The organism is Streptomyces sp. NPDC014656, assembly GCF_043084305.1.
Lineage (GTDB): Bacteria > Actinomycetota > Actinomycetes > Streptomycetales > Streptomycetaceae > Streptomyces.
This window is the reverse complement of sequence record NZ_JBIBZN010000011.1, coordinates 1-24,311: the sequence shown is the minus strand read 5'-3', so window position 1 is coordinate 24,311 and position 24,311 is coordinate 1. Positions and strand designations below refer to the sequence as shown.

Below are 24,311 nucleotides of genomic sequence, written 5' to 3'. Positions count from 1 at the left end.
CCCCCGCATAGGACATAAGCCCCATATCACCCCTAAGGTCGAAGCGTGACGACGCCCGATCGCCCCCGCTCCCGCGCCTCCGGTCCCACGGCCCCCGCACCCCCCTCCCTCACCCGCTCGCCCTTCGAGTCGGACACCTTCACGTCCGCCACCTTCGTCACCGTCGGGCACGGCCCGGCCCTCGCGCTCGCCGCTGTCTGGCTGTTCACGCGCGCCGGCATGCTGGCGCTGCTCGCGAGCGACAGCCTCGGCGTCGGCGGCGTCGGCCACGAGGTGCAGCTCCTCTACCGCCACTGGTACGGCCTGTTCGCCGACGGCACCTTCCCGCCCTCCGACCCGACCTGGCAGTACCCGCCCGGCGCCGGCCTGGTGATCATGGCGCCGGGGCTGCTGATGCCCTGGCTCGGCTACACCCAGGCGTTCGTCGTCCTGACCCTGCTCGCCGACGCCGCCGTCACCCTCGGCCTGGCCGTCGCCGACCGCTCCCGGCTCACCCACGGCGCCTGGTACTGGGTCTGCGCCCTGCCGCTCCTCCTCCATCTGCCGCTCGCCCGGTACGACGTCCAGGCCACCGCCCTCGCCGTCCTCGCCCTGCTGCTGTTCAAGGGCCGCTCCCCCGCCGCCCACCGGCTCGGCGGCGCGCTCGCCGGGCTCGGCGCGCTGGTCAAGGTGTGGCCGGCGCTCGCCCTGATCGGCACGCCCCGGGGGCGTACCACCCGCGAGGCGTGGACGGCCGCGGCGGTCACCGCCGCCACCCTCCTCGCCGTGCTGGCGCTCTTCTTCTCCGGCTCGCTCGGCTTCCTGCGCGGGCAGGGCGCCCGGGGCGTGCAGGTCGAGTCGCTGGGCGGCACCGCCCTCGCCCTCGGCCGCGCGGCCGGCCTGTGGCCGGGGACGGCGGAGATCCGCTACGGCGCCTACGAGTACGTCGGACCGTACGTCTCCACCCTCGGCCACCTGTTCCTGCTGCTGACCGTCGTCGCCGTCCTCTGGCTGGTGCTGTGGCGGCTCCGGGCCGTCCGCTGGACCGAGGCCACCCCGCTCGACGCGGCCCTCGCCGCCGTCCTGCTCCTCACCGTCACGAGCCGGGTGATCAGCCCCCAGTACCTGGTCTGGCTCCTCGGCCTCGCCGCCGTCTGCCTGACCTCCCGGCGCACGGTGATGCGCCCGGTGGCGCTGCTCCTGCTGCCCGCGGCGGCGCTCAGCTCCCTCGCGTACCCCGTCCTGTACGCCGACGTCGTCGCCGGCACCCCCGCGGGCCTGGCCGTGATGGTCCCGCGCAACGCCCTGCTCCTCGCGGCGGCCGTCGTCGCCGCCCACCGCCTGTGGCGGGCCACGGTCGCCCCCGTACGGGAGTAGCCGCGCCGGGAACGGCCGAAGGGCCCCGTCGGACGCGTCCACGTCCGGCGGGGCCCTTCGGCTCCGGCGCGGCTAGCCGTGCGTGCGCAGCAGCGTCCGCATCGTCCGCATGGCCACCGACAGGTTGGCCAGGTCGAAGGTGTCCGAGCTCTGGATCTCCTCCAGGGTCGTGTGGGCACGGCCCAGGATCGCCGCGTTCTTGTCCTCCCACGCCTTGAAGCGCTCCTCGGGCGTCGAGGTGCCGTTGCCGGCGGCCAGGACGTCGGAGGTGAGCGCCGCGTGGGCGGCGAAGAGGTCCTCGCGGATGGAGGCGCGGGCCATGGACTGCCAGCGGTCGGCCCGCGGCAGCTCGATGATCCGGTCCATCAGGTCGGTGATCCGCAGGCGGTCGGCCAGGTCGTAGTAGACCTCGGCGACGGCCAGCGGGTCCTTCTGCGTGCGGTCGGCGATCGCGACGATGTCGAGCGTCGGGAAGGCGGACGAGAAGCCCGCGACGCGCACGGCCAGCTCCTCCGGGACGCCGAAGCCGGTCAGCTCGTCGAGGATCGAGCGGTACCACTCCGCGTCCGAGCCGCGCAGCAGCTCGGGCAGCCGCGCCCAGACCTGCTCGACCCGCTCCGCGAAGAACTCGATGGTCTCGCCGATCGCGAGCGGCTGCGGCCGGTTGTTGAGCAGCCAGCGGGTGCCGCGCTCGACGAGCCGGCGGGAGTGCAGCCGCATCCGGGTCTGGACCTCGGCCGGGACCTCGTTGTCGAGGGCCTCGACGGCGTCCCAGACCTCGCCGAGCCGGAAGATGGTCCGGGCCGCGGTCTGGGCGCGGACGATCTCCTCCAGCGACGCGCCGGTCTCCTCGCGGAGGCGGTGCAGGAAGGTCGAGCCGCCGGTGTTGACGGTGTCGTTGACCAGGACGGTCGTGATGATCTCGCGGCGCAGCGCGTGCCCGTCGACGGCCTCGCCGAACTTCTCGCGCAGCAGCGTCGGGAAGTAGGCGTGGAGCAGGCCGGCCAGGTACGGGTCGTCGGGCAGCCCGGTGCCGATCAGCTCGTCGGCCACCGTGATCTTGGTGTAGGCGAGGAGGACGGCGAGCTCGGGCTGGGTGAGGCCCTTCTCGTTGCCCAGCAGCTCGCGGATCTGCCGGTCGTTGGGCAGGAACTCCAGGGAGCGGTCGAGGGCCCCGTCGCGGCCCAGGCGGCGCATGAAGCGCTGGTGGGCGTGGAGCAGGGACGGCGACTGGGCGACGGCGTTGGCGAGGGCGGTGTTCTGCGCGTAGTTGTTGCGCAGCACGAGCCGGCCGACCTCGTCGGTCATCTCGGCGAGGATCTTGTTGCGCTGCTTGACGGTCATGTCGCCCTCGGCGACGAGCCCGTTGAGCAGGATCTTGATGTTGACCTCGTGGTCGGAGGTGTCGACGCCGGCGCTGTTGTCGATGGCGTCGGTGTTGATCTTGCCGCCGGTGCGCTCGGGGCCGCCGGCGCGGGCGAACTCGATGCGGCCGAGCTGGGTGGCGCCGAGGTTGCCGCCCTCGCCGACGACCTTGGCGCGGACGTCCTGGCCGTCGACGCGGATGGCGTCGTTGGCCTTGTCGCCGACCTCGGCGTTGGTCTCGGCCGAGGACTTCACGTAGGTGCCGATGCCGCCGTTCCACAGCAGGTCGACGGGCGACTGGAGGATCGCCTTCATCAGCTCGGCCGGGGTCAGCTTGGTGACGCCGTCCTCGATGCCCAGCGCGGCCCGCATGTGCGCGTTGACCGGGATCGACTTCGCGGTGCGGGGGTGGACGCCGCCGCCCGCCGAGAGCAGCGAGGTGTCGTAGTCGGCCCAGGAGGAGCGGGGCAGGTCGAAGAGGCGGCGGCGCTCGGCGTACGAGGTGGCCGCGTCCGGGGTCGGGTCGATGAAGATGTGGCGGTGGTCGAAGGCGGCCACCAGGCGGATGTGCTCGGAGAGCAGCATGCCGTTGCCGAAGACGTCGCCGGACATGTCGCCGACGCCGACGACGGTGAAGTCCTCGGTCTGGGTGTCGTGGCCCAGCTCGCGGAAGTGCCGCTTGACGGACTCCCAGGCGCCGCGGGCGGTGATGCCCATGCCCTTGTGGTCGTAGCCGGCGGAGCCGCCGGAGGCGAAGGCGTCGCCGAGCCAGAAGCCGTACGACTCCGCGACGCCGTTGGCGATGTCGGAGAAGGTGGCGGTGCCCTTGTCGGCGGCGACGACGAGGTAGGTGTCGTCCTCGTCGTGGCGGACCACGTCGACCGGGGGCACGACCTCGCCGGCGACCAGGTTGTCGGTGATGTCGAGCAGCGCCGAGATGAAGGTCTTGTACGAGGCGACGCCCTCGGCCAGCCAGGCGTCCCGGTCCACGGCGGGGTCCGGGAGCTGCTTGGCGACGAAGCCGCCCTTGGCGCCGACCGGCACGATGACGGTGTTCTTCACCATCTGCGCCTTGACCAGGCCGAGGATCTCGGTGCGGAAGTCCTCGCGGCGGTCGGACCAGCGCAGGCCGCCCCGGGCGACCTTGCCGAAGCGCAGGTGGACGCCCTCGACGCGCGGCGAGTACACCCAGATCTCGAAGGCGGGGCGCGGGGCCGGCAGGTCGGGGATGGCCTGCGGGTCGAACTTCATCGACACGTAGGAGTGCGGCGTGCCGTCGGCCGTGCTCTGGAAGAAGTTGGTCCGCAGCGTCGCCGTGATGACGGTGAGGAAGGACCGCAGGATCCGGTCCTCGTCCAGGCTCGCGACCTGGTCGAGGGCGGCGTCCAGCTCCTCCAGGAGCGCGTCGATCAGCTCGGTGCCGGCGCGCTGGCGCTCCGGCGCCATGCGGGCCTCGAAGAGGTTGACGAGCAGCCGGGTGGTGTGGACGTTGTTGCGGAGGGTGTCCTCCATGTAGTCCTGGCTGAACGTCGAGCCGGCCTGGCGGAGGTACTTGGCGTAGGCGCGCAGCACCATCGCCTCGCGCCAGGTGAGCCCGGCGGACAGGACGAGGGAGTTGAAGTTGTCGTTCTCGGCCTCGCCGGTCCAGGTGGCGGCGAAGGCCTCCTGGAAGCGCTCGCGGGCGTCGTCGCCGAGGTAGTCGCCGCCGTTGCCGGTCGGGGCGGGCATCCGCAGGCCGAAGTCGTAGATCCACGCGTGGGTGCGGTCGGCGCAGCGGAGCTCGTACGGACGCTCGTCGGTGACCTCGACGCCGAGGCGGTTGAGGACCGGCAGCACGGCCGAGAGGGAGACCGGCTCGCCGGTCTTGTAGATCTTGAAGCGGCGCTCGCCGGGGCCGGCGGCGACGGGCTCGTAGAGGGAGAGCGCGAAGTCCTTGCCGCTGGCGGCGAGGGCCTCCATGCGGACCAGGTCGGCGACGGCGGCGCGCGGCGAGTGGTCGGCCTTGTAGCCCTCGGAGAAGGCGTTGCCGTAGCGGCGGAGCAGCTCGGCGGCGCGCTCCTCGCCGAACTCGGCGTTGAGGGCCTCGCCGAAGCCGTCGGCCCAGGAGCGGGCGGCCTCGACGAGCCGGGCCTCGATGCGGTCCACGTCGGCGTCGGTGAGGGCGGCGAGGACGGTGCCGGGCTCGACGCGGATGACGAAGTGGAGCCGGGAGAGGATCGACTCGGTGTTCCAGGCGGTGAAGTCGACGGAGGCGCCGTTCAGCTCCTCCTTGAGGATGTCGATGATCCGCAGCCGGACGCGGGTGGTGTAGCGGTCGCGCGGCAGGTAGACGAGGGCCGAGTAGTAGCGGCCGTACTCGTCCTGGCGCAGGTAGAGCCGCAGCCGGCGGCGCTCCTGGAGGTACAGGACGCTGGTGACGATGGACCGGAGCTGGTCGACCGGGGTCTGGAACAGCTCGTCGCGCGGGTAGGTCTCCAGGATCTGGAGCAGGTCGCGGCCGTCGTGGCTGTTGGGGGAGAAGCCGGCGCCGGCCAGCACCTCCTGGACCTTGCGCTTGACGACGGGGACGCGGCGCACGGACTCGGTGTACGCGGCGGACGAGAAGAGGCCGAGGAAGCGGCGCTCGCCGATGACGTTGCCGTCGGCGTCGAACTTCTTCACGCCGACGTAGTCGAGGTACGAGGGGCGGTGGACGGTCGCGCGGCTGTTGGCCTTCGTCAGGATGAGCAGCTTGTGCTCGCGGGCCTTGGCGCGGGCGTCGGCGGGCAGCCGGCTGAAGGACGGGGAGACCGGGTGGGCGTGGTGGCCGGACTCGCCGTCGGTGTGGTGCGGGTCGGAGCGCAGGATGCCGAGGCCGGTGCCGGGGACGGCGGCGAGCGCGTCGCCGTCGACGAGCTCGTACTCGCGGTAACCGAGGAAGGTGAAGTGGTCGTCGGCGAGCCAGCGCAGCAGCTCCTGGGCCTCCTCGACCTCGGTGGGCCGCAGGTCGGAGGCGGTGGGCTCGCCGGCGAGGCCGTCGGCGATGCGCAGCGCGGCGTCGCGCATCTTCTCCCAGTCCTCGACGGTCTCGCGGACGTCGGACAGGACGCGGAGCAGGTCGGCGGTGATCTGCTTGAGGTCGGCCCGGTCGGTTTCGCGGTCGATCTCGACGTGGATCCAGGACTCGGCGAGCGCGTCGTGCGGCAGCTCGCCGTGGATCTGGGTCGACAGGACCTCGATGAGCTTGCCGGTGATGTCACGGCGGACGAGGACCTGCGGGTGGATCACGACGTGGATGCCGCGGCCCTGGCGGGAGAGCTCGTTGGTGACGGAGTCGACGAGGAACGGCATGTCGTCGGTGACGACCTCGACGACGGAGTGGCTGCTGGTCCAGCCGTTCTCCTCGACCGTCGGGGTGTGCACGCGGACGTTCGCGGTGCCCTGGGGGCGGTTCTCCGCGAGCCGGTAGTGGGAGAGCGCGGCACCGAAGACGTCGTCCGGGTCGCGGTCGGACAGGTCCTCGGGGGCGGTGTGCAGGTAGTAGCGCTGGAGATAGTCGAGCACGGTGTCCCGGTCCGGGCGCTCGCCCTCCGGCCCCGCCGGAAGTCGCCCCCCGACCGGGCTGTGCTCAGCTACGCGGGCGGCCCTTTCGAGCAGCTCGGCCTTTGCTTCGTCCAGCTTGGTCTGCATGTCCTCTGCTCCTGTCGCGCGCCGTTGCGTGACGTCGGTGGAAGAAAGAAAGGGCACAACGCCTCGACGCGGTGATTCCGGTCGAGGACGACGTTATGCCCGGATGAGAGATGCCCGGATCGAAACCGGCCACGGAGGGCGGGGTTTCCGGACGGAGGGGATCGGCGAACGCACGGTCGGCCCGGCCGCGTGAGCGGACCGGGCGGCAGCCGGGGGCCGCACTGCCCCCGCGGCGTATCGCGCTGATCACGGGAAAAGCCTATCGCTCATGCCCCCTGCCCCGTCATGAGCCGTATGTGTACAAAAGCGGGGTGGGAAGTTTGACGTTCTGGACAGCGACACATGCACTCTTGGCGGATCGCGCGGAACGGCGCAGCGTGGACGCGTGCACGACGACGGACCGACCATCCCTGGAACCGGGAGAGCCATGGCGAAGATCTTGATCGTGACGGGGGACGCGGCGGAGTCCCTGGAGGTGTTGTACCCGTACCAGCGTCTGCTCGAAGAGGGGTACGAAGTCGACATCGCGGCCCCCGCGCGCAAGCGGCTCCGGTTCGTGGTCCACGACTTCGAGCCCGGCTACGACACGTACACGGAGAAGCCCGGCTACACCTGGCCCGCCGACCTGGCCTTCTCGGAGGTCGACCCGGGCGACTACGCGGCCGTGGTGATCCCGGGCGGCCGGGCCCCGGAGTACCTGCGCAACGACCCGGAGCTCCGCAAGATCCTCAAGTCGTTCTTCGACGCGGACAAGCCGGTGGCCCAGATCTGCCACGGCCCGCTGCTCACGGCCGCGGTCGGCGGTCTGGAGGGACGCCGGGTCACCGCGTACCCGGCCCTGGAACCGGACATGCAGGCGGCGGGCGCCGACTTCCAGGACTCGGCGGCGGTCGTCGACGGCCTGCTGGTCTCCTCGCGCGCCTGGCCGGACCACCCGACGTGGATGCGCGAGTTCCTGAAGGTGCTGCGCGCGAAGGGCTGACGGCACACGGGGGCGGTCCGGGCGCGGGCCGCCCCCGCGTACGGGTCAGACCAGCTCCTCCGCGACCGAGACGGCCTCCTCCAGGGAGTCCACGACCGGCACGCCGACGCGCTCCAGCGAGGCCCGGCTGTGCGAGCCGCCGGTGAACAGCACCGCCTTCGCCCCCACGTGCGCCGCCGCGACCGCGTCGTCCGCGGCGTCACCGATGACGACGATCCGCTCGGCCGGCACGGCCAGCGCCTCCAGGTGCCGCACCATGTGCCCGGACTTCCCGTCCGTGGACCTGTCCGGGCGCCCGTCGACCCGGACGAACCGCTCCTCGATCCCGTACCGCCGCACCAGCGGCAGCAGCTCGGCGTGCGGCGCCAGCGAGAGCAGCGACTGGGTGGCCCCGGCGGCCTGCCGGGCGGCCAGCAGCTCGGCGGCCCCCGCGGTCAGCCCGCAGGCCTCCGCGCGCTCCCAGTAGTACCGGTGGAAGGTCCCGTCCATCAGGGTCCACTCGGCGTCGGTGGGCAGCCGGCCCATCAGCCGCTCGTAGAACTTCGGCACCGGGACGGTGTACAGCTCGCGGTACCGCTCCAGCGTGATCCGTTCGAGGCCGAGCTCGGCGAAAGCCGCGTTGGTGGCCCCGATGACGGCGGTGATGTCGTCCAGCAGGGTGCCGTTCCAGTCCCAGACCAGATGCTTCTTCATGTGCTGCTTCCCCATGGACCGACGGTACAGGCCGCCGGTTCAGCCGAGGAGGGAGGGGATCTCCTGGATCCCGAACCAGAGCAGCTCGTGGTCCTCCGCGCCGTCCACGACGAACTGCGCGTCGTCGTCGCCCTGGTCGGCGGCGCCGAGCGCGGCGGCCGCGGCGGTGACGTCCGCCTCGGCGTCGTCGGCGTCGGCGTGCACGGCGGCGGCCTTGGCCAGGGCCACGGCCCCGGCGATCCGCACCTCGCCGATCGCGCCGGCGTCGAGCCCCCGGTCCGGGTCCGCGGCGGCGTCCTTGTCGGCGACGTCGACGGCGACGACCACCCGGCGCCGCGGCGCCCCGGGGTCGCCCGCGACGAGCCGCAGCGAGGCGGCGGCGGCCCGGCTGAGCGCCGCGTACTCCAGCTCCTCGATGTCGTCGGAGACGTACCACTCGCGCAGCGCGGGCGTGACGGCGTAGGCGGTCAGCGGCCCGGGGCCCAGCTCGCCCGCCTCGTGCGCCTGTGCGAGACCGGGAAGGGTCAGAGGGACGTACACGCGCATGACGGGCCGCTTTCGTAGTCGGAATCGCCCTCAGGATACGTCCGCCCCCACCGCCCCGGACTGCCCGCCCACCCCCCTCCGTCCCCCTGATAGGTGAATCACTCAGCGTGTCCGCCCCCGCCCCGGCCCCCTTGCGGCCCCCGGCGCCCACCCCGTACAAGATCCCCACGGAAAGTTACCGACCGGTACCAGCCGGTCACCCTCCGAAGGGACCGCCATGCGCCGGCAGACCACCACGATCACCCCCGAGGCCCAGCACCCCGCCACCACCACCGCGGGCGCCCCCGGCCCGGCCGCCACCGCGGAGCCCGGCGGGCACAGCCCCGGCACCCCCGCGCGCACCCCTCACCCGGCCGTCCCCGGGCCCTGCGGCCTCCCGGCCGCCCTCCACGCCCACGCCACGGTCCCGGCCGGCGCCGGCCGGGCCGCCGCCCTCGCCGCCACCCGCACCGCCCGCCGCCCCGCCGGCCCCGGCGGCCCCGCGCGCCCGACCGTGCCCGGGCAGGGCGCCCCCGGCGGACGACCGGGCCGCCCCGGCCGGGGCGCCGCCACCCGGCGGGAACTGCCCGTGCACACCGCCTTCGCCGAACGCCTCCTCGCCGTGCTCAGCGGGGAGCGGCCCGTCCACTCGATGCTGGGACTGACCGTCGGGGAGGCGTACGAGCAGCTGGTGCGGCTCGCCCCGAGGACCGTGCCGCGCGGGCTCGGGGCCCGGCCCGTCCTCCGCCGCTGCGCCGCCCAGCCGCACTCCGGGGACACCGTCCTGGAGGTCTTCGCCTCGCTCGCCGCCGGCCACCGCGTCCGCGCCCTCGCGTTCCGCCTGGAGCGGGGCCACGACCACCGCTGGCGGTGCGCCGCCGTCGAGCTGGACGGCCTCGGCCGGCTCGTCGGCGGCGGCGCCCAGCCATGACGAAGGGCCCCGCCGGACGGATCCGGCAGGGCCCCTCACCACAGCTCAGGCAGTCACTTCTTGCGACGGCGCCCGCCCGCGTTCTTCTGCGCCTTGCGGCGCTCCGCACGCGTCATCCCGTCACCCGCGTCGTCACCGTCCGAGGCGAAGTCGCCCTCGACGACACCGCCGTCGCCGTCCACCGACGGCGCGGAGAAGTGCAGCCGGTCCGGCCGCTGCGGGGCGTCGAGCCCCTTCGCGCGGATCTCCGGGCGACCGCCCGCCGCGGTGCCACGAGCCGCTGCCGCGGCGGGCGCGTCGCCCTTGTCCAGGGACGGCGCTCCGGCCTGCACCGGAACCTCCTCGACCTGCTGCTCGACCTGGACCTCCAGGTTGAACAGGTAGCCGACGGACTCCTCCTTGATGCCCTCCATCATCGCGGTGAACATGTCGAAGCCCTCGCGCTGGTACTCGACCAGCGGGTCCTTCTGCGCCATGGCGCGCAGGCCGATGCCCTCCTGGAGGTAGTCCATCTCGTAGAGGTGCTCGCGCCACTTGCGGTCCAGGACCGAGAGGACGACCCGGCGCTCCAGCTCACGCATGATCTCCGAGCCGAGCTGCGCCTCGCGCGCCTCGTACTGCTCGTGGATGTCGTTCTTGATGGACTCGGCGATGAACTCCGCGGTGATGCCCGCGCGGTCGCCCGCCGCCTCCTCCAGCTCCTCCACGGTGACCTTCACCGGGTAGAGCTGCTTGAAGGCGCCCCACAGCCGGTCCAGGTCCCACTCCTCGGCGAAGCCCTCGGCGGTCTCCTGGCCGATGTAGTCGTCGATGGTGTCGTCCATGAAGTGCTGGATCTGCTCCTGCAGGTCCTCGCCCTCCAGGACGCGGCGGCGCTCGCCGTAGATGACCTCGCGCTGCCGGTTCAGCACCTCGTCGTACTTCAGGACGTTCTTGCGCGTCTCGAAGTTCTGGGTCTCGACCTGCGACTGCGCGGAGGCGATGGCCCGGGTGACCATCTTGTTCTCGATCGGCACGTCGTCCGGCACGTTGGCCATGGCCATGACCCGCTCGACCATCTGCGCCTTGAAGAGCCGCATCAGGTCGTCGCCCAGCGACAGGTAGAAACGGGACTCGCCCGGGTCGCCCTGACGGCCGGAACGACCGCGCAGCTGGTTGTCGATACGGCGCGACTCGTGGCGCTCGGTGCCCAGCACGTACAGCCCGCCGAGCTCCTTGACCTCCTCGAACTCCGCCTTCACGGCCTTCTCGGCGCGCTCCAGGGCGCCCGGCAGGGCCGCGGCCCACTCCTCGACGTGCTCGACCGGGTCGAGACCCGCCTGGCGCAGCTCCGCCTCGGCGAGGTCGTCCGGGTTGCCGCCGAGCTTGATGTCGGTACCGCGGCCGGCCATGTTCGTGGCGACCGTGACGGCGCCTCGGCGGCCGGCCTGGGCGACGATGCTGGCCTCGCGCTCGTGGTGCTTGGCGTTCAGCACCTCGTGCGGGACACCGCGCTTGGAGAGCTGCTGCGAGAGGTACTCGGACTTCTCGACGGAGGTGGTGCCGACGAGGACCGGCTGGCCCTTCTCGTGCTTCTCGACGATGTCGTCGACGACCGCGGCGAACTTCGCGACCTCGGTCCGGTAGATCAGGTCGGACTGGTCGGTGCGCTGCATCGGCCGGTTCGTCGGGATCGGGACGACGCCGAGCTTGTAGATCTGGTGGAACTCGGCCGCCTCGGTCATCGCCGTACCGGTCATGCCGGACAGCTTGTCGTAGAGGCGGAAGAAGTTCTGGAGGGTGATCGTGGCGAGCGTCTGGTTCTCGTCCTTGATCTGCACGCCCTCCTTGGCCTCGATGGCCTGGTGCATGCCCTCGTTGTAACGGCGGCCGGCGAGGATGCGGCCGGTGTGCTCGTCGACGATCATGACCTCGCCGTCGATGACGACGTAGTCCTTGTCCTTCTTGAACAGTTCCTTCGCCTTGATGGCGTTGTTCAGATAGCCGACGAGCGGGGTGTTGACCGACTCGTAGAGGTTGTCGATGCCGAGCCAGTCCTCGACCTTGGCGACACCGGCCTCGTGGATGGCGACCGTGCGCTTCTTCTCGTCGACCTCGTAGTCGCCGGTCTCCTCGATGCCCTTCAGCGGGTTGCCGGGCTCGCCCTTCGTCAGGCGGGTGACCAGCTTCGCGAAGTCGCCGTACCACTTGGTGGCCTGGTCGGCGGGACCGGAGATGATCAGCGGCGTACGGGCCTCGTCGACCAGGATCGAGTCGACCTCGTCGACGCACGCGTAGTTGTGGCCGCGCTGGACCAGCTCGTCCTTCGACCAGGCCATGTTGTCGCGCAGGTAGTCGAAGCCGAACTCGTTGTTCGTGCCGTACGTGATGTCGCAGGCGTACTGCTCGCGGCGCTGCGCCGGCGTCATGTTGGCGAGGATGCAGCCGACCTGGAGACCCAGGAACTTGTGGACGCGGCCCATCATCTCGGAGTCGCGCTCGGCCAGGTAGTCGTTCACCGTGATCAGGTGCACGCCCTTGCCGGACAGCGCGTTCAGGTAAGCCGGGAGGGTGCCGACGAGGGTCTTGCCCTCACCGGTCTTCATCTCGGCGACGTAGCCGAGGTGCAGCGCGGCGCCGCCCATGATCTGGACGTCGTAGTGACGCTGGCCGAGGACGCGCTTCGCGGCCTCGCGGACCGTCGCGAAGGCCTCGGGCAGCAGGTCGTCGAGGCTCTCGCCGTCCGCGTACCGCTGCTTGTACTCCTCCGTGAGGGCCCGCAGGTCGGCGTCGGAGAGGTTGACGAAGTCCTCTTCGATGGAGTTGACCTGGTCCGCGATGCGGTGCAGTTTGCGCAGGATCTTGCCTTCGCCTGCACGCATGAGCTTGTTGAAGACGGACACTGAGGCTGGTCTCCTTGCCGGTCGGGCCTGGCACTGGGTCTTGTCACGGACACGAGCGCGGGCACGGCAGGTGGTCCCCACCGCAACGGCCATCGTAAGCGAGACCACCCTCACGGAGGGAGGCCCGCAGGGCCGCCGCCGCACGTCCGCCCACAAGAGAGAACGCACGAGGCGGTCGGAAGGTGCCGCGCCTTCCGAAAAGTGTTCGCTTCCGCCCGCCCGGGTCCCCACAATCCGGGCATGGATCCCATCACGCTCACCAGCGAACGTCTCCGGCTCCGCAGCTTCGTCCCCGAGGACGAGGACATCGTGTACGCCCACTGCCAGGACCCCGCCATCCGCCGCTGGACGACCGTCCCGGACCCGTACCCCCGCGAGGCGGCCGCCTTCTTCCTGAACCGGATCGTCCCGGACGGCTGGCGCGACGACACCGACTACGGCTTCGCGATCGAGCCGCTGGACGGCGGCCCCCTCTTCGCCGCCACGGGCGTGCACAACCGCGGCAACGGCGTCTGGGAGGTCGGCTTCTGGCTGGCCCCCGGCCACCGCGGCCGGGGCTACATGACGGAGGCGGTGCGCACCGCCGCCCACTGGGCCTTCACCGGCCTCGGCTGCGTCCGCCTGGTCTGGCGCGCCGAGGTCGGCAACACCGGCTCCCGCGCGGTGGCCGAGCGGGTCGGCTTCACCATGGAGGGCGTCCAGCGCGCCGGCCTGCTGCACAACGGCACGCTCCGGGACGCCTGGACCGGCTCGCTGCTCCCCTCCGACTTCGGCCTGCCGAGCCCGGTCCCCTACCTCCCGCCGCGCGAGGCGCCGCCCTCCGCGGACCCCCGGCCGGCCGCCCCCGAGGGCCTCGGCACTGTCGGACCCGGGGCCTAGGGTTTCCCCATGACGACCGTGCCGAAGACCGCCCCGCCGACCGCTCCGAAGCCCGCCGCCGAACTCTCCGCCGCCGAGGCCCGCAGGATCGCCCTGCGCGCCCAGGGCTTCCTCGGCGCCCCCGACCGCCGGGCCGGGGTCCGCGGCGTACTCCGTCACCTCGGCCAGGTCCAGCTGGACACCATCTCGGTCCTGGCCCGCTCGCACGAACTGATCCCGTACGCCCGCCTCGGCGCGGTCGGCCGGACGACCGTCGAGGAGGCGTACTGGTCGGACGGGCACGCCTTCGAGTACTGGTCGCACGCCGCCTGCGTCCTGCCCGTCGAGGAATGGCCGCTGTTCGCCTTCCGCCGCCGCGCCTACCGCGACCGCCCTCAGTGGCACCACGACCTGTCCGACGGCTCCTACGCCAAGGTGATCGACCAGCTGCGGGCCGAGGGCCCCCGCACCGCGACCGAGCTCGGCGGCGCCAAGAACAAGGGCGAGTGGTGGGACTGGTCCGACACCAAGATCGCCGTCGAGCGGGCGCTGATGTACGGCGAGGTCGTCGTGACCGAGCGGCGCGGCTGGAAGCGCGTGTACGACCTGGCGGAGCGCGCGATCCCGGAGCCGCTGCGGCACGACTCCTTCGACGACACCGAGTGCGTGCGGCGGCTGGTGCGGCAGGCGGGCGAGGCGCTGGGCGTCGGCACGCGCGCGGACATCGCCGACTACCACCGGCTCAGGGCCGAGCAGTTCGACGCGGTGGTGGCGGACTCGGGTCTGGTGCCGGTGACGGTGGCGGGCTGGGGGAAGCCGGCCTGGGCGGACCCGGCGGCCCTGGCCACGGAGCCGCGCGGCCGGCACCGCACGACGCTCCTCTCCCCCTTCGACTCGCTGATCTGGGAGCGGGCCCGCACGGAGCGGATCTTCGGCTTCACCCACCGGCTGGAGGCGTACGTGCCCAAGCCGAAGCGGGTGCACGGCTACTTCGCGATGCCGGTCCTCGCCGGCGGCCGCCTGGTCGGCCGGGTGGACCCGGCCCGCGAGGGCCGCACCCTGGTCGCCAAGCAGGTCTCCCTGGAGGGCCCCAAGGCCGTCCCCGCCGTCGCCCAGGCCCTCCGCGAGGCCGCCGAATGGGTCGGCTGCGACACGGTGCGCGTCGAGCGCCTGGACCCCCCGGAGCTGACCCCGCTCCTGCTCAAGGCCCTGGACGCCTGACCCTCAGCGGATCTCCGGCCCGCCCCTCAGCGGATCTCCAGGATCTTCTCCCGCATCGCGTACACCACGGCCTCCATCCGGGAATGCAGCTGCAGCTTCTCCAGGATGTTCCGGACGTGGTTCTTCACCGTGTTCTCGGAGATGAAGAGTTCCTTGGCGATGTCCCGGTTGTTCATGCCGGTGGCGACGAGCTTGAGGACCTCCAGCTCGCGGTCGGTGAGCCGGGGCGCGGGGACGAGGCGGCGCTCGTCGGTGCGCTGGATCATCGACTTGAACTCGGTGAGGAGCTTCGACGCCATGGAGGGGCTGATCTGGGACTGCCCGTCGGCGACGGCGCGGATCGCGGTCGCGACCTCGTCGGTGGAGATCTCCTTGAGGAGGTAACCGGTCGCACCCGCCTTGATCGCGTCGTAGAGGTCCGCCTCCTCGTCGCTGATCGTCAGCATGATGATCTTCGCGCTGGGGGCGACCTCCTTGATGGAGGTGCACGCCTCGATGCCGCCGCGCCGGGGCATCCGCACGTCCATCAGGACGATGTCGGGCAGCAGGTCCGCCGCCTTGTCGACCGCCTCGGCCCCGTCGCCCGCCTCGCCGACGACCTGGATGTCCTCCTCCTGCGCGAGGACGATCTCAAGGCCGCGCCGGAAAAGCGCGTGGTCGTCCACGACGAGGACCCGGATCGGTTCCTTGCGATAGACCTCGTTGGCCGATTCCGATCCTTCCGGAGCATCCTCATGGGCGAGCGCACCGCGCTCGCGCCCGCTGAGCACCGGGCCGAAGCTGTCTGCCATCGTTCCTCCCCCTGAAGGCCGTGGCCTGAATTCGTTTCCGGTCCCCCAACCACTGCCCGGGAAGCACCGGTTGGCGTGCACGCCATGATTTCATGCCCGGACGGTTCCGGGGTGGCCCCGTGGGCGCGCAGGGGTGCCCCTGGGGGCGCGAAGGGCGCTCCAGGGGCACCGGCAGGAACACGCGGGGCGGACGGGGCGGGACGGGCGCGGCGCGGGAAGCGCGCCGCCGCGGCCGGGCAGGTGACGGCTCGTCGGCCGCCCGGCCGGGACCGGCCGGCAGGGCCGGCCGGTCAGCCGTTCGACGGGTCAGCCGCCGAGCGCGCCGCCCGCTCCGCCGCTGTTCTCGGCGAGCGGGTCGTTCTCCAGGTGGATGACGCCGTAGTCGTAGGCGTGGCGCCGGTAGACGACGCTCGGCTGCTTGGTCTCGGCGTCGACGAAGAGGTAGAAGTCGTGCCCGACCAGTTCCATCTCGTAGAGGGCCTGGTCGAGTCCCATCGCGGCGGCCCGGTGCGTCTTCTCGCGGACCACCAGCGGGCCTTCGCCCTGGACCTCGATCGAGCCCATCATCGTGGTGGTCACCTCGCCGCCGGTCTCGTCGGCGACGAGCTCGCCCTGACCGTTGAGCTGGGCGACGCCGGGGACGACGTCGGCGACCTCCGCCGCGGAGAGCCGCCCGTTGCCCCGGCGGGTGTAGCGCTTGTCGTGCTGCTTGCGGAGCCTGGCCTCCAGCTTGTCGCTGGCCAGGTCGAGGGCCGCGTACGGGTCTGCGGCCGACGCTTCCGCCCGGATGACCGGGCCTCGGGAGTGGAGGGTGATCTCCACGCGGTCGGACCGGTCGGCCTGCCGCGGGTTGGGCTCCTTGGACACCTCGACGTCGAGGCTGATCACCTTGCCGTCGAGCTTCTGGATCTTCTCCAGCTTCAGCTTCTCGGCCACGTGCTTGCGGAACCGCTCGGGCACCTCTGTCTTGCGGCCCTTGACGACGATGTCCACGCAGAACTCCGTTCCCGGATCGCCCGTCCGGCTCCTAGGCCGACGGGCATCTCCCTTTGCACCAGCCCCGGCGGTTTCACCGGAGCTCGGACTTGGCGACTTCGACCTCCTCCTCCCCAGTCGACAAGATCGCCACCCCATCGACGAGAGGTTAATTCGCCCTGAACTCCTGTCCTGTAGGCGCAACCATGTATGCGGTGAGGCCGGGCATTCTCCCTTCCTCACAACCGAACATAGCTCCTTCGGACGGGTGTCGGCACCCGCTACCGAGACTTACCTCCATTCGGAGGCTTTCACCTCTCACCACCTGCAACGATCCAAGTTCCTGACGAGTTCCGGTTTATTTCGAACGAAGCGGGAGATGATGCGATCACAGCCGCCACCCGCTGTTCGAATTCATGCTGCGCGAAATCACTTCGGCGTCCTTCCGCCGTTCCGCGCGTGAACGGAGGGTGTACGAATCCGAGGGCGCGCGCCGCCTCCGCGAGCGTCGCGCCGGTCGTCATCAGGTCGTCGACCAGGACCACCCGGCCGGCCGCCAGCAGCCGCGCGCCGCCCGGCACCACCTCCAGCGCCCCGGCCAGATTCGCCCGCCGCCCCCGCGCCCCCAGCCCCGCCTGATCCGCCACGGCCCGCCGCTGCCGCAGCACCGGCAGCACCCGCGCGGATCGCCCCGCCCGTCGCAGCCGCGCGGCCGCGGCCAGCGCCACCCGCCGCGTCGGATCGTGCCCCCGGGCCCGCACCGACCGCCGTGAGGACGGCACCGGCACCAGCAGCAGCGGCCGCTGCCCCTCCCCCGCCCCGCCCAAGCCCCCCGCGGCCCTGGCACCGCCCCCGCCGTCCCCGGCCCCCACAGCGGCCTCCACGGCCCCCGCGAGCGCCGCGCCCAGCGGCCCCGCGAGCCCCAGCGCCCCGCGCTCCTTGTGAGCGATCAGCAGTGTCCGCACGACCCCCTCGTACGGCACGGCGGCATGCACCACGGGCAGGCCCTCAGGCTCCGGCAGGGGGCGCACCCGCCCACCCCCTCCCCCCTCCCCCGCCCCGGCCCCCGCCAGCACCCCCGCGCACTCCGCGCACAGCGCCGTACGAGGCGCCCCGCAGCCCTCGCAGGCGCTCGGCAGCACCAGCTCGGAGATCTCGCGCCACCAGCCCCGCATGGCTTCACTCTGCCCCGGCTCCGGGGGCGCTGCCACCCCTGTGGACAACGCCCTGTGGACAACCCGCAGCGGCACGGCCCGAGGCCCCTCACCAGCCCCTCGGGCAACCCTCGGACACCCAGCCGCCCAACCGCCCCGCCGGGCAGCCGCCCCACCGGCCAGCCACCGACCGAGCAGCCGCTCCACCGAGCAACCGCCCGGCCCCGACCGACCCCCCGACGGCCCGATCACCCAGCCGTCCCTACCCGGGATAGACCGGCACCGTCCCCGCCTTCACCACCGGCTGCCAGTTAGCGCCGGGCATGAGCCGCACGATGCCGTCGTTGCCGGAGGCGGCGATCAGCGGCTCGGTCTCGCGGTGCGGGGCGGCCACGACGCTGACGCCGTTGAGGCCGGGCAGCACCGAGCTCGCGGAGGTGGAGCCGTCGGTCTGGAGGAAGCGGATCTGCTGCACGCCGCCGGCCTCCCGGCCGACGACGACGAGCCGGCTCGGCCCCGCCCAGGAGACGGACGAGACCGACTCCATGCGCGGCGCGGCGGGCTGGAGGTCCACCACGGACACGACCTGCTCGTCCGCGCCGTCCTGCCGCTCGATCCGGCCGATCTGGAGGGTGGTCCGCCCGTCGCGGGTGATGAGGAGCGCGATCCGCACCCCGTCCGCCGAGACGCGCAGCGACTCGACGCGGGTGTCCTCCGTCAGCCACGGCGTGCGGACCTCGATCCACTTGCCGGTGCCGTCGGGCACGACGACCAGCCGCTGGTGGCCCCTGGCCCGGTCGGCGACCCACAGGTCGCCCCGCCCGTCCCAGCTGGGCCGGGAGAGCCGGTCCCGCGTCGCCGCGGTCGCGGCGGCCCCGCTCCTGAAGACCGGCGGCAGCTGCTCCTGTTCGGTCGTGATCGAGGAGACGTACAGCGAGCTGCCGTCCTTGGAGACGCCGGCCGCCCGGGTGCCGCCGCGGGCCACGGCGACCGAGCCCAGCGGCACCAGGCCCTTGCCCAGCGGTCCGGGCACCGCGTCCGCCGGCTGGGTCACGTCGTCCCCGCCGGGCTTGAGCGCCGTCATCCGGCCCTGGTCGTCCACGAAGTACGGCGTCTCGGCCTGCCCCGTGTCCTTGACCGCCTCGAACTCCGCGGCCTGTCCCTTCCCGAGCCGGCACATGCCGTTGCCACCGGCGTCCTGGAGCTCGACCTGGTCGGCCCTCACGGAGGGCAGGTCGCCGAGCGTGACGAGCAGCTGGGCGGCCATCCGCCGGCACACCTCGCCGCCGAACCGGTCGGCCTTGACGTCGAGCGGCACCTTGAGCGTGGACTGGTCGTCCGTGGTCAGCGAGGTGACGTCGCTCTTCAGCTGCGTTCCGGACGGGAAGGGCGAGTCGACGGCCGGCCGGAGCCAGTGCGTCGGCCCCTCCAGGAGCGCCTTCACGGTCTGCGTCACCGGGTCCATCCGGGTGACGGGGTCCTGGCGCTGCCGGATGTAGACGGGGTCGGCGACCAGCCAGTCCTCGCCGGAGGCGAAGTAGTACTTGTTGACCGAGCGGTAGTTGCGGAGGAAGTCGGCCTCGCCGAGCACCAGGCCGGGCGGCAGGCCGTCGATCCGCCACTCCTTGTCCTTGCCGTCGGCCGAGGTCTCCTGCACGACGTGGATGGCCTGGGCGTACTCCACCGGGCTGTTGGGCTGGTACGCGTGCCGGGCGTCCACGGTCGCGATCTTGCGGCCGGAGATCGGGTAGACACGGCCCTGGTTCTCGGGGTCCGCGTTGCGGTTGGCGCCCTTGCGGTCGGGGGCGGTGGCGAGCACGGTGATGCTCTGCTCCGGCTTCCAGGTCTTGGCGGCGTGCCCGGTCAGGTACTTGCGGGCGGTGGCGAAGCCGGGGTCGTCACTGGTCATGGCCTCCAGGAAGCCGTCGACGATCTCGTCCGGGTCGGCGTTCTCCCGGGGGGCGACCGCGTAGACCCGCACCTGCGAGTCGCCGGGGTTGGCTCCGCGTACGGCCTGCACGTCGCCGCTGTCGGGCATGGTGGCGCAGCCCGTCGCCAGCAGCCCGCCGCAGGCGGCGAGCACCAGTGTGCGTCCGCTCCGGCCCCGCCCCGCCCGCTTCCGCGCGTCAGCGCCCACCTGTGCCGTCCTCCCGCTCCGCGTTCCCCGCCGTGCCCGTGCTCCGTGCCCGTTCCGTGTCGGCCGTCGTCCGCGCCACCACCCGGGCGCCGCTGCCGGGCAGCGCCGCCGGGTCGACGGCGGCCCCCCTGGGGGGCGCCGGGATCCGCGGCGGCACCGGGGACAGCGGGGGCCGCTCCCCGGCCGGCTGGGCGGGTACGGAGGCGGTGCGTCCGGCTTCCTGTGCCCGCCCGGCGGCGGCCTGTTCGCGGTTGCGCCGGGAGTCCTCGGGTTCCAGCGGTATCGGCGAGCCCCGCAGCGGCTCGTCCGCGGTGCGCGGCAGCGTGAGCCGGAACTGCGAGCCGCCGCCGGCCTCGCCCCACGCCTGGAGCCAGCCGCCGTGCAGCCGGGCGTCCTCCACGGCGATGGACAGCCCGAGGCCCGTGCCTCCGGTGGTACGCGCGCGTGCCGGGTCCGCCCGCCAGAAGCGGTTGAAGACCCGGGTGGCCTCGCCGGGCTTGAGGCCGACGCCGTAGTCGCGTACGGCGACGGCGACGGCCCCGCCGGCCGCGGCCAGCTTGACCACGACGTCGCGGCCCTCGCCGTGCTCGACGGCGTTGACGACCAGGTTGCGCAGCACGCGCTCGACCCGGCGGGCGTCCGCTTCGGCGATCACCGGCTGCTCGTCGCCGACGACGACGATCCGGGTGCCCTTGCGCTCGGCCAGCGGCTCGGCGCCGCCGATGACCCGGCGCACCACCTGCCGCAGGTCGATCGGTTCGGCTTCCAGGGCGGCGGCGCCCGCGTCGAAGCGGCTGATCTCCAGGAGGTCGGAGAGCAGCGACTCGAAGCGGTCGAGCTGGTCGCCGAGGAGTTCGGCGGAGCGGGCGGTGACGGGGTCGAAGTCGACGCGGGCCTCGTGGATGACGTCGGCCGCCATCCGCACGGTGGTCAGCGGGGTCCGCAGCTCGTGCGAGACGTCCGAGACGAACCGCCGCTGCATCCGCGACAGCTCCTCCAGCTGCTGGATCTTGAGCTGGAGGTTGGAGGCCATCTTGTTGAAGGCCTCGCCGAGGCGCGCGATGTCGTCCTCGCCGGTGACCTTCATCCGTTCCTGGAGCCGGCCGGCGGAGAGCCGCTCGGCGATCCCGGCGGCCATCCGCACGGGCGTGACGACCTGCCGCACCACGAACCAGGCGATGGCCCCGAGGAGCACCACCACGAAGAGCCCGGCGGTCGCCAGGGTCGTCTTGACCAGGTCGAGGGAGTCCTCCTCCTGGCTGAGCGGGAAGAGGTAGTACAGCTCGTACTGCTTGCCCTCGGCGTCGTTGAGCCGCTTGCCGATCACCAGGCCCGGCTCGGACGGCTTGCCGCTGGTGTAGTGGATGCGCCCGAACTTCTGGAACGGCACGTTGCCCCGCTCCACCGACTGGCGCAGCGTGGCGGGGACGGACCGCGCGGGGTCGACCTCGCCGGAGGCGCGGGCGCCCCGGCTGGCGGTGTCTCCGGAGTCCAGCGACAGCGCCACGACGTTGAACGCGCTCTGGCCGCCGCTGGCGAGCTGTTCGACGAGGGTGGAGCGCCAGTTCACCGAGGAACCGGCCCGCACCCCGTCCTGCCCGGGCACGGACGGCGTGGTCGCCGCCCGGTCCTGCGCGGCGGAGAACCCGCCGGCGGCCTGGACCTGGGCGGCCTTCTCCTTGGTGTCGAGCAGGCCGTTGCGGACCTGCCCGATGACGACCAGTCCCAGCAGCAGCACGACGCCGAGGGACATCAGGAGGGTGCCGGCGACGACCCGCAGCTGGATGTTCCGCCGCCACAGCCGCACGGCGGGCAGCAGCGGCCGGCGCACCAGCCGGGCGACGATCCGGAAGACCCGTCCGCCCGGCGTCCCGTCCTGGAGGAGCCGTCCACCGCGCCTCAGGCGGCCGGTACGCGAGCCCCCCCGCCCCGGTCCGGCAGCCCGCCCCGTACGGCCCCCGGGGTCCCGGGACTCCGGAGCAGCACTGCCCTTGCTCATGTCAGCTCGGTCCCGCCTTGTAACCGACACCACGGACGGTCACCACGATCTCCGGCCGCTCCGGGTCCTTCTCGACCTTCGAGCGCAGCCGCTGGACATGCACGTTCACCAGTCGGGTGTCGGCCGCGTGGCGGTAGCCCCAGACCTGCTCCAGGAGCACCTCGCGGGTGAACACCTGCCACGGCTTGCGTGCGAGCGCGACCAGCAGGTCGAACTCCAGCGGCGTCAGCGCGATCGACTGCCCGTCCCGCTTCACGGAGTGCCCCGCCACGTCGATGACCAGGTCACCGATGGTGAGCTGCTCCGGCGCGGGCTCCTCGGAGCGCCGCAGCCGTGCCCGGATGCGGGCGACGAGCTCCTTCGGCTTGAACGGCTTGACGATGTAGTCGTCGGCCCCGGACTCCAGGCCCACGACGACGTCGACGGTGTCGCTCTTGGCCGTCAGCATCACGATGGGCACGCCGGACTCGGCCCTGATGAGCCGGCACACCTCGATGCCGTCCCTTCCGGGCAGCATGAGGTCCAGCAGCACCAGGTCCGGCTTGGCCTCCCGGAATGCGGCGAGAGCCTTGTCGCCGTCAGCGACGAACGACGGCTCGAACCCTTCACCCTTGAGCACGATCCCGAGCATCTCGGCCAGTGCGGTGTCGTCGTCGACGACGAGAACGCGTCCCTTCATATCGACATCATCCCATTTCCGTATCAGTCTCAAGGCGGCTGGTGAGATACCTCACTGACCTGCGACAACACCTCGGACCGGCCCCCTGACTCCCCGTGTCCGCGCGCCGCGCCGCCAGTAACGACCGTCACCCCCCGTGCCCCCGCGGTCGCCCAGAACCGTACCCCGCCGGACCCCCGACGCCCACGCTCCGGGACGAGCTTCCTCCCCCGGTACGGCTCCACCCGCCTCCGAAGGGGCCTGTCACCCGCCCGCGGGCGAGGGCCCCGGGCGGCGACGGGGAGGGCGAGAAGCCGTTCCGTCCCGGGTCACGGCGGGGTCCCCCATGGCACGATGGCAGCCGGCCCGCCGCCCGACCGTGGACGGCCGCCGTGACCGAGCCGGTTCGCCGACCGGCACCGCGACCCAATCCTTCGAGGTGGACGACCGTGAACGACACTCCGGGCCGGAACACGCCCGGATCTGCCCCTTCCGACGGCCAGGACGGCTCCGCGATCCCCGGACAGTCCTCCCCTTCGGAGACGAACGGCTCCGCTCCGCAGTGGTCGAAGGACCAGCCGCCCGCCGGCCAGTGGTCGCCGCCCCCCGGCGGCCCCACCCCGCCGCCGGTCCCGGGCCGCGCCTGGGCGACCCCGCCGCCGCAGCGCGGCCGGAACGGTTACGGCGCCCCGCAGGCGGCGAAGCCGGGCGTGATCCCGCTCCGCCCGCTGGGTGTCGGCGAGATCCTCGACGCCTCGGTCGCGATCCTGCGCCGCTACTGGCGGACGGTGCTGGCCGTCACGGTCTCCGTGGCCTTGGTGACCCAGGTCGCGCTCGTGTTCGTCCAGCGCTACCTCGCCACGGAGCCGCCGGCCCTGCACGCGGACGCGACCCCGGCGGAACAGCTGGAGGCGGCCTCCGCCTATCTCCGGGCCTCCTTCGTCGAGCTGGCCCCGACCATGCTGGTCTCCGTCGCCGCCTCGGTCTTCACCAGCGCCCTGCTCACCGTCGTGGTCAGCCGGGCGATCCTGGGCCGGCCGGTCACGCTCTCGGAGGCGTGGCGGGAGGCGAGCCCCCGACTGCCGCAGCTGCTGGTCCTCTCCCTGGCCCTGCCGCTGGGCGCCGGTGTCCTCGCCTTCGTGGCGATGCTCCCGGGCCTGCTGCTCGGCGGCGCGGGGGGCGCGACGCTCGCCTTCCTCGGCGGCGCGGCGTCCTTCCTCGTCGCCGTCTGGCTGCTGATCCGTTTCAGCCTGGCCTCCCCGGCCCTGATGCTGGAGCGGCAGGGAATCGTCGCGGCGCTCAAGCGCTCGGCGAAGCTCGTGAAGGGCGCCTGGTGGCGGGTCTTCGGCATCACGCTGCTGACCCAGCTCCTCATCATGATCTTCACGATGATTCTGGCGATCCCGTTCACCGCGATCGCGTTCGCCATGGACGGCGTCGGCCTCGGCGAGCTCTCCGGCTCCGGCTTCGAGCTCAGCTGGACCTATCTGATCGTCATGGCCGTCGGCGGCATCATCAGCAGCGCCCTCACGTACCCGATCGCGGCCGGCGTGACCGTCCTCCTCTACGTGGACCAGCGCATCCGCCGAGAAGCCCTGGACCTGGAACTCGCCAAGGCCGCCGACACCCCCACGAACGACCCCGCCGCACACTGACCCACCCCCACAGCTCCCGTTTCCCGCCCCAGGCACCGGAACCGGGAGCTGTCCCTTTTCCGCCTTCCCTTTCCCCTTCCCCACCGCTCCCCCGCCGTCAGCCTTCCCCCGGCCTCCCCGACCACCGCCGAGAAGCCCTCTCCCCGCCTCTCCACCCTCCCCCCACGGCCATCCCGACGCACGGGGACCCGCCCCCACCACGAGGCCCACAGGCGGGAACAAGGAGCTCCACTCCCGCATCCCTCACCCCGGGCACCGGGCACCGGGCACCGGGCACCGGGCACCGGGTCGGCCGGCTTCCTCCGAAAACCCCCCGGAAACGCAGAAAAGCCCCGCACCAGATGGTGCGGGGCTTTCCCACAATGATTGTTCGGCGGCGTCCTACTCTCCCACAGGGTCCCCCCTGCAGTACCATCGGCGCTGAAAGGCTTAGCTTCCGGGTTCGGAATGTAACCGGGCG

General features: G+C 72.5%; 15 protein-coding genes, 1 rRNA gene and 1 pseudogene. 6 read left to right on the top strand and 11 right to left on the bottom strand.

Features of this window, described 5'->3' with window-relative positions:
• Positions 1-45 precede the first annotated feature (45 nt).
• The gene (locus tag ACF1ED_RS23735; RefSeq protein ID WP_391763566.1) at positions 46-1,356 is read left to right on the top strand and encodes a glycosyltransferase 87 family protein; all 1,311 of its coding nucleotides are present in this window, start codon (positions 46-48) and stop codon (positions 1,354-1,356) included.
• A 72-nt stretch (positions 1,357-1,428) separates the two neighbouring features.
• Here the strand turns inward: ACF1ED_RS23735 and ACF1ED_RS23730 are convergent, their stop codons facing one another.
• Positions 1,429-6,390, bottom strand: a complete 4,962-nt coding sequence (locus ACF1ED_RS23730; protein ID WP_391763564.1) for an NAD-glutamate dehydrogenase — start codon at positions 6,388-6,390, stop codon at positions 1,429-1,431.
• Positions 6,391-6,817: 427 nt separating this feature from the next.
• Between ACF1ED_RS23730 and ACF1ED_RS23725 the strand changes: the two genes are divergently transcribed.
• Positions 6,818-7,372 carry a DJ-1/PfpI family protein gene (locus tag ACF1ED_RS23725; RefSeq protein WP_391763562.1) on the top strand — a complete coding sequence of 185 codons (555 nt, stop codon included), beginning with the start codon at positions 6,818-6,820 and terminating at the stop codon, positions 7,370-7,372.
• 45 nt (positions 7,373-7,417) lie between these two features.
• Here ACF1ED_RS23725 and ACF1ED_RS23720 read toward each other — a convergent pair whose 3' ends face one another.
• Positions 7,418-8,080 (bottom strand): HAD family hydrolase, encoded by a 663-nt coding sequence (locus ACF1ED_RS23720; RefSeq protein ID WP_391763560.1) that lies wholly within the window; start codon positions 8,078-8,080, stop codon positions 7,418-7,420.
• A 24-nt stretch (positions 8,081-8,104) separates the two neighbouring features.
• A complete protein-coding gene (locus ACF1ED_RS23715; RefSeq protein WP_391763558.1) occupies positions 8,105-8,611 on the bottom strand; it encodes a DUF6912 family protein in 507 nt (168 codons plus the stop codon).
• Positions 8,612-8,828: 217 nt separating this feature from the next.
• Here ACF1ED_RS23715 and ACF1ED_RS23710 point away from each other — a divergent pair, with 217 nt between their 5' ends.
• Positions 8,829-9,521 carry an Rv3235 family protein gene (locus ACF1ED_RS23710; RefSeq protein WP_391763556.1) on the top strand — a complete coding sequence of 231 codons (693 nt, stop codon included), beginning with the start codon at positions 8,829-8,831 and terminating at the stop codon, positions 9,519-9,521.
• A 53-nt stretch (positions 9,522-9,574) separates the two neighbouring features.
• Here ACF1ED_RS23710 and secA read toward each other — a convergent pair whose 3' ends face one another.
• A complete protein-coding gene (secA, locus tag ACF1ED_RS23705; RefSeq protein WP_391763554.1) occupies positions 9,575-12,403 on the bottom strand; it encodes a preprotein translocase subunit SecA in 2,829 nt (942 codons plus the stop codon).
• A 240-nt stretch (positions 12,404-12,643) separates the two neighbouring features.
• On the opposite strand from secA, the gene ACF1ED_RS23700 reads away from it, so the two are divergent.
• Positions 12,644-13,282: a GNAT family N-acetyltransferase gene (locus ACF1ED_RS23700; protein WP_391763552.1), complete on the top strand. Its 639-nt coding sequence runs from the start codon at positions 12,644-12,646 to the stop codon at positions 13,280-13,282.
• A gap of 9 nt (positions 13,283-13,291) precedes the next feature.
• Complete coding sequence (locus ACF1ED_RS23695; RefSeq protein WP_391763550.1) at positions 13,292-14,482, top strand: winged helix-turn-helix domain-containing protein; 1,191 nt, start codon at positions 13,292-13,294, stop codon at positions 14,480-14,482.
• 26 nt (positions 14,483-14,508) lie between these two features.
• On the opposite strand, the pseudogene ACF1ED_RS23690 reads toward ACF1ED_RS23695, so the two are convergent.
• From ACF1ED_RS23690 to mtrA, 6 genes and pseudogenes are all read right to left on the bottom strand, one after another.
• Positions 14,509-15,174: pseudogene (locus ACF1ED_RS23690) on the bottom strand (response regulator); the annotation flags it as partial.
• Positions 15,175-15,579: 405 nt separating this feature from the next.
• Positions 15,580-16,266 (bottom strand): ribosome hibernation-promoting factor, HPF/YfiA family, encoded by a 687-nt coding sequence (hpf, locus tag ACF1ED_RS23685; RefSeq protein ID WP_391763548.1) that lies wholly within the window; start codon positions 16,264-16,266, stop codon positions 15,580-15,582.
• A gap of 293 nt (positions 16,267-16,559) precedes the next feature.
• Complete coding sequence (locus tag ACF1ED_RS23680; RefSeq protein WP_391763546.1) at positions 16,560-17,423, bottom strand: ComF family protein; 864 nt, start codon at positions 17,421-17,423, stop codon at positions 16,560-16,562.
• Between the two features lie 241 nt (positions 17,424-17,664).
• Complete coding sequence (locus ACF1ED_RS23675; protein WP_391763544.1) at positions 17,665-19,539, bottom strand: LpqB family beta-propeller domain-containing protein; 1,875 nt, start codon at positions 19,537-19,539, stop codon at positions 17,665-17,667.
• Positions 19,529-21,538, bottom strand: coding sequence for an MtrAB system histidine kinase MtrB (gene mtrB, locus ACF1ED_RS23670; protein WP_391763542.1), 2,010 nt, complete (start codon positions 21,536-21,538; stop codon positions 19,529-19,531). The genes ACF1ED_RS23675 and mtrB overlap by 11 nt, the downstream gene beginning before the upstream one ends.
• A gap of 1 nt (position 21,539) precedes the next feature.
• Positions 21,540-22,217 (bottom strand): two-component system response regulator MtrA, encoded by a 678-nt coding sequence (gene mtrA, locus ACF1ED_RS23665; protein WP_030498730.1) that lies wholly within the window; start codon positions 22,215-22,217, stop codon positions 21,540-21,542.
• A gap of 428 nt (positions 22,218-22,645) precedes the next feature.
• Here mtrA and ACF1ED_RS23660 point away from each other — a divergent pair, with 428 nt between their 5' ends.
• Complete coding sequence (locus tag ACF1ED_RS23660; protein WP_391763540.1) at positions 22,646-23,851, top strand: glycerophosphoryl diester phosphodiesterase membrane domain-containing protein; 1,206 nt, start codon at positions 22,646-22,648, stop codon at positions 23,849-23,851.
• 368 nt (positions 23,852-24,219) lie between these two features.
• On the opposite strand, the gene rrf is transcribed toward ACF1ED_RS23660, so the two are convergent.
• Positions 24,220-24,311: ribosomal RNA gene (gene rrf, locus ACF1ED_RS23655) — 5S ribosomal RNA — on the bottom strand; the annotation flags it as partial.

Excerpts from the sequence above, each read along its gene's own strand:
- ACF1ED_RS23730 (WP_391763564.1), bottom strand. The coding sequence starts at position 6,390 with ATGCAGACCAAGCTGGACGAAGCAAAGGCCGAGCTGCTCGAAAGGGCC.
- ACF1ED_RS23725 (WP_391763562.1), top strand. The coding sequence starts at position 6,818 with ATGGCGAAGATCTTGATCGTGACGGGGGACGCGGCGGAGTCCCTGGAG.
- ACF1ED_RS23720 (WP_391763560.1), bottom strand. The coding sequence starts at position 8,080 with ATGGGGAAGCAGCACATGAAGAAGCATCTGGTCTGGGACTGGAACGGC.
- ACF1ED_RS23715 (WP_391763558.1), bottom strand. The coding sequence starts at position 8,611 with ATGCGCGTGTACGTCCCTCTGACCCTTCCCGGTCTCGCACAGGCGCAC.
- ACF1ED_RS23710 (WP_391763556.1), top strand. The coding sequence starts at position 8,829 with ATGCGCCGGCAGACCACCACGATCACCCCCGAGGCCCAGCACCCCGCC.
- ACF1ED_RS23700 (WP_391763552.1), top strand. The coding sequence starts at position 12,644 with ATGGATCCCATCACGCTCACCAGCGAACGTCTCCGGCTCCGCAGCTTC.
- ACF1ED_RS23695 (WP_391763550.1), top strand. The coding sequence starts at position 13,292 with ATGACGACCGTGCCGAAGACCGCCCCGCCGACCGCTCCGAAGCCCGCC.
- ACF1ED_RS23680 (WP_391763546.1), bottom strand. The coding sequence starts at position 17,423 with ATGCGGGGCTGGTGGCGCGAGATCTCCGAGCTGGTGCTGCCGAGCGCC.
- mtrB (WP_391763542.1), bottom strand. The coding sequence starts at position 21,538 with ATGAGCAAGGGCAGTGCTGCTCCGGAGTCCCGGGACCCCGGGGGCCGT.
- mtrA (WP_030498730.1), bottom strand. The coding sequence starts at position 22,217 with ATGAAGGGACGCGTTCTCGTCGTCGACGACGACACCGCACTGGCCGAG.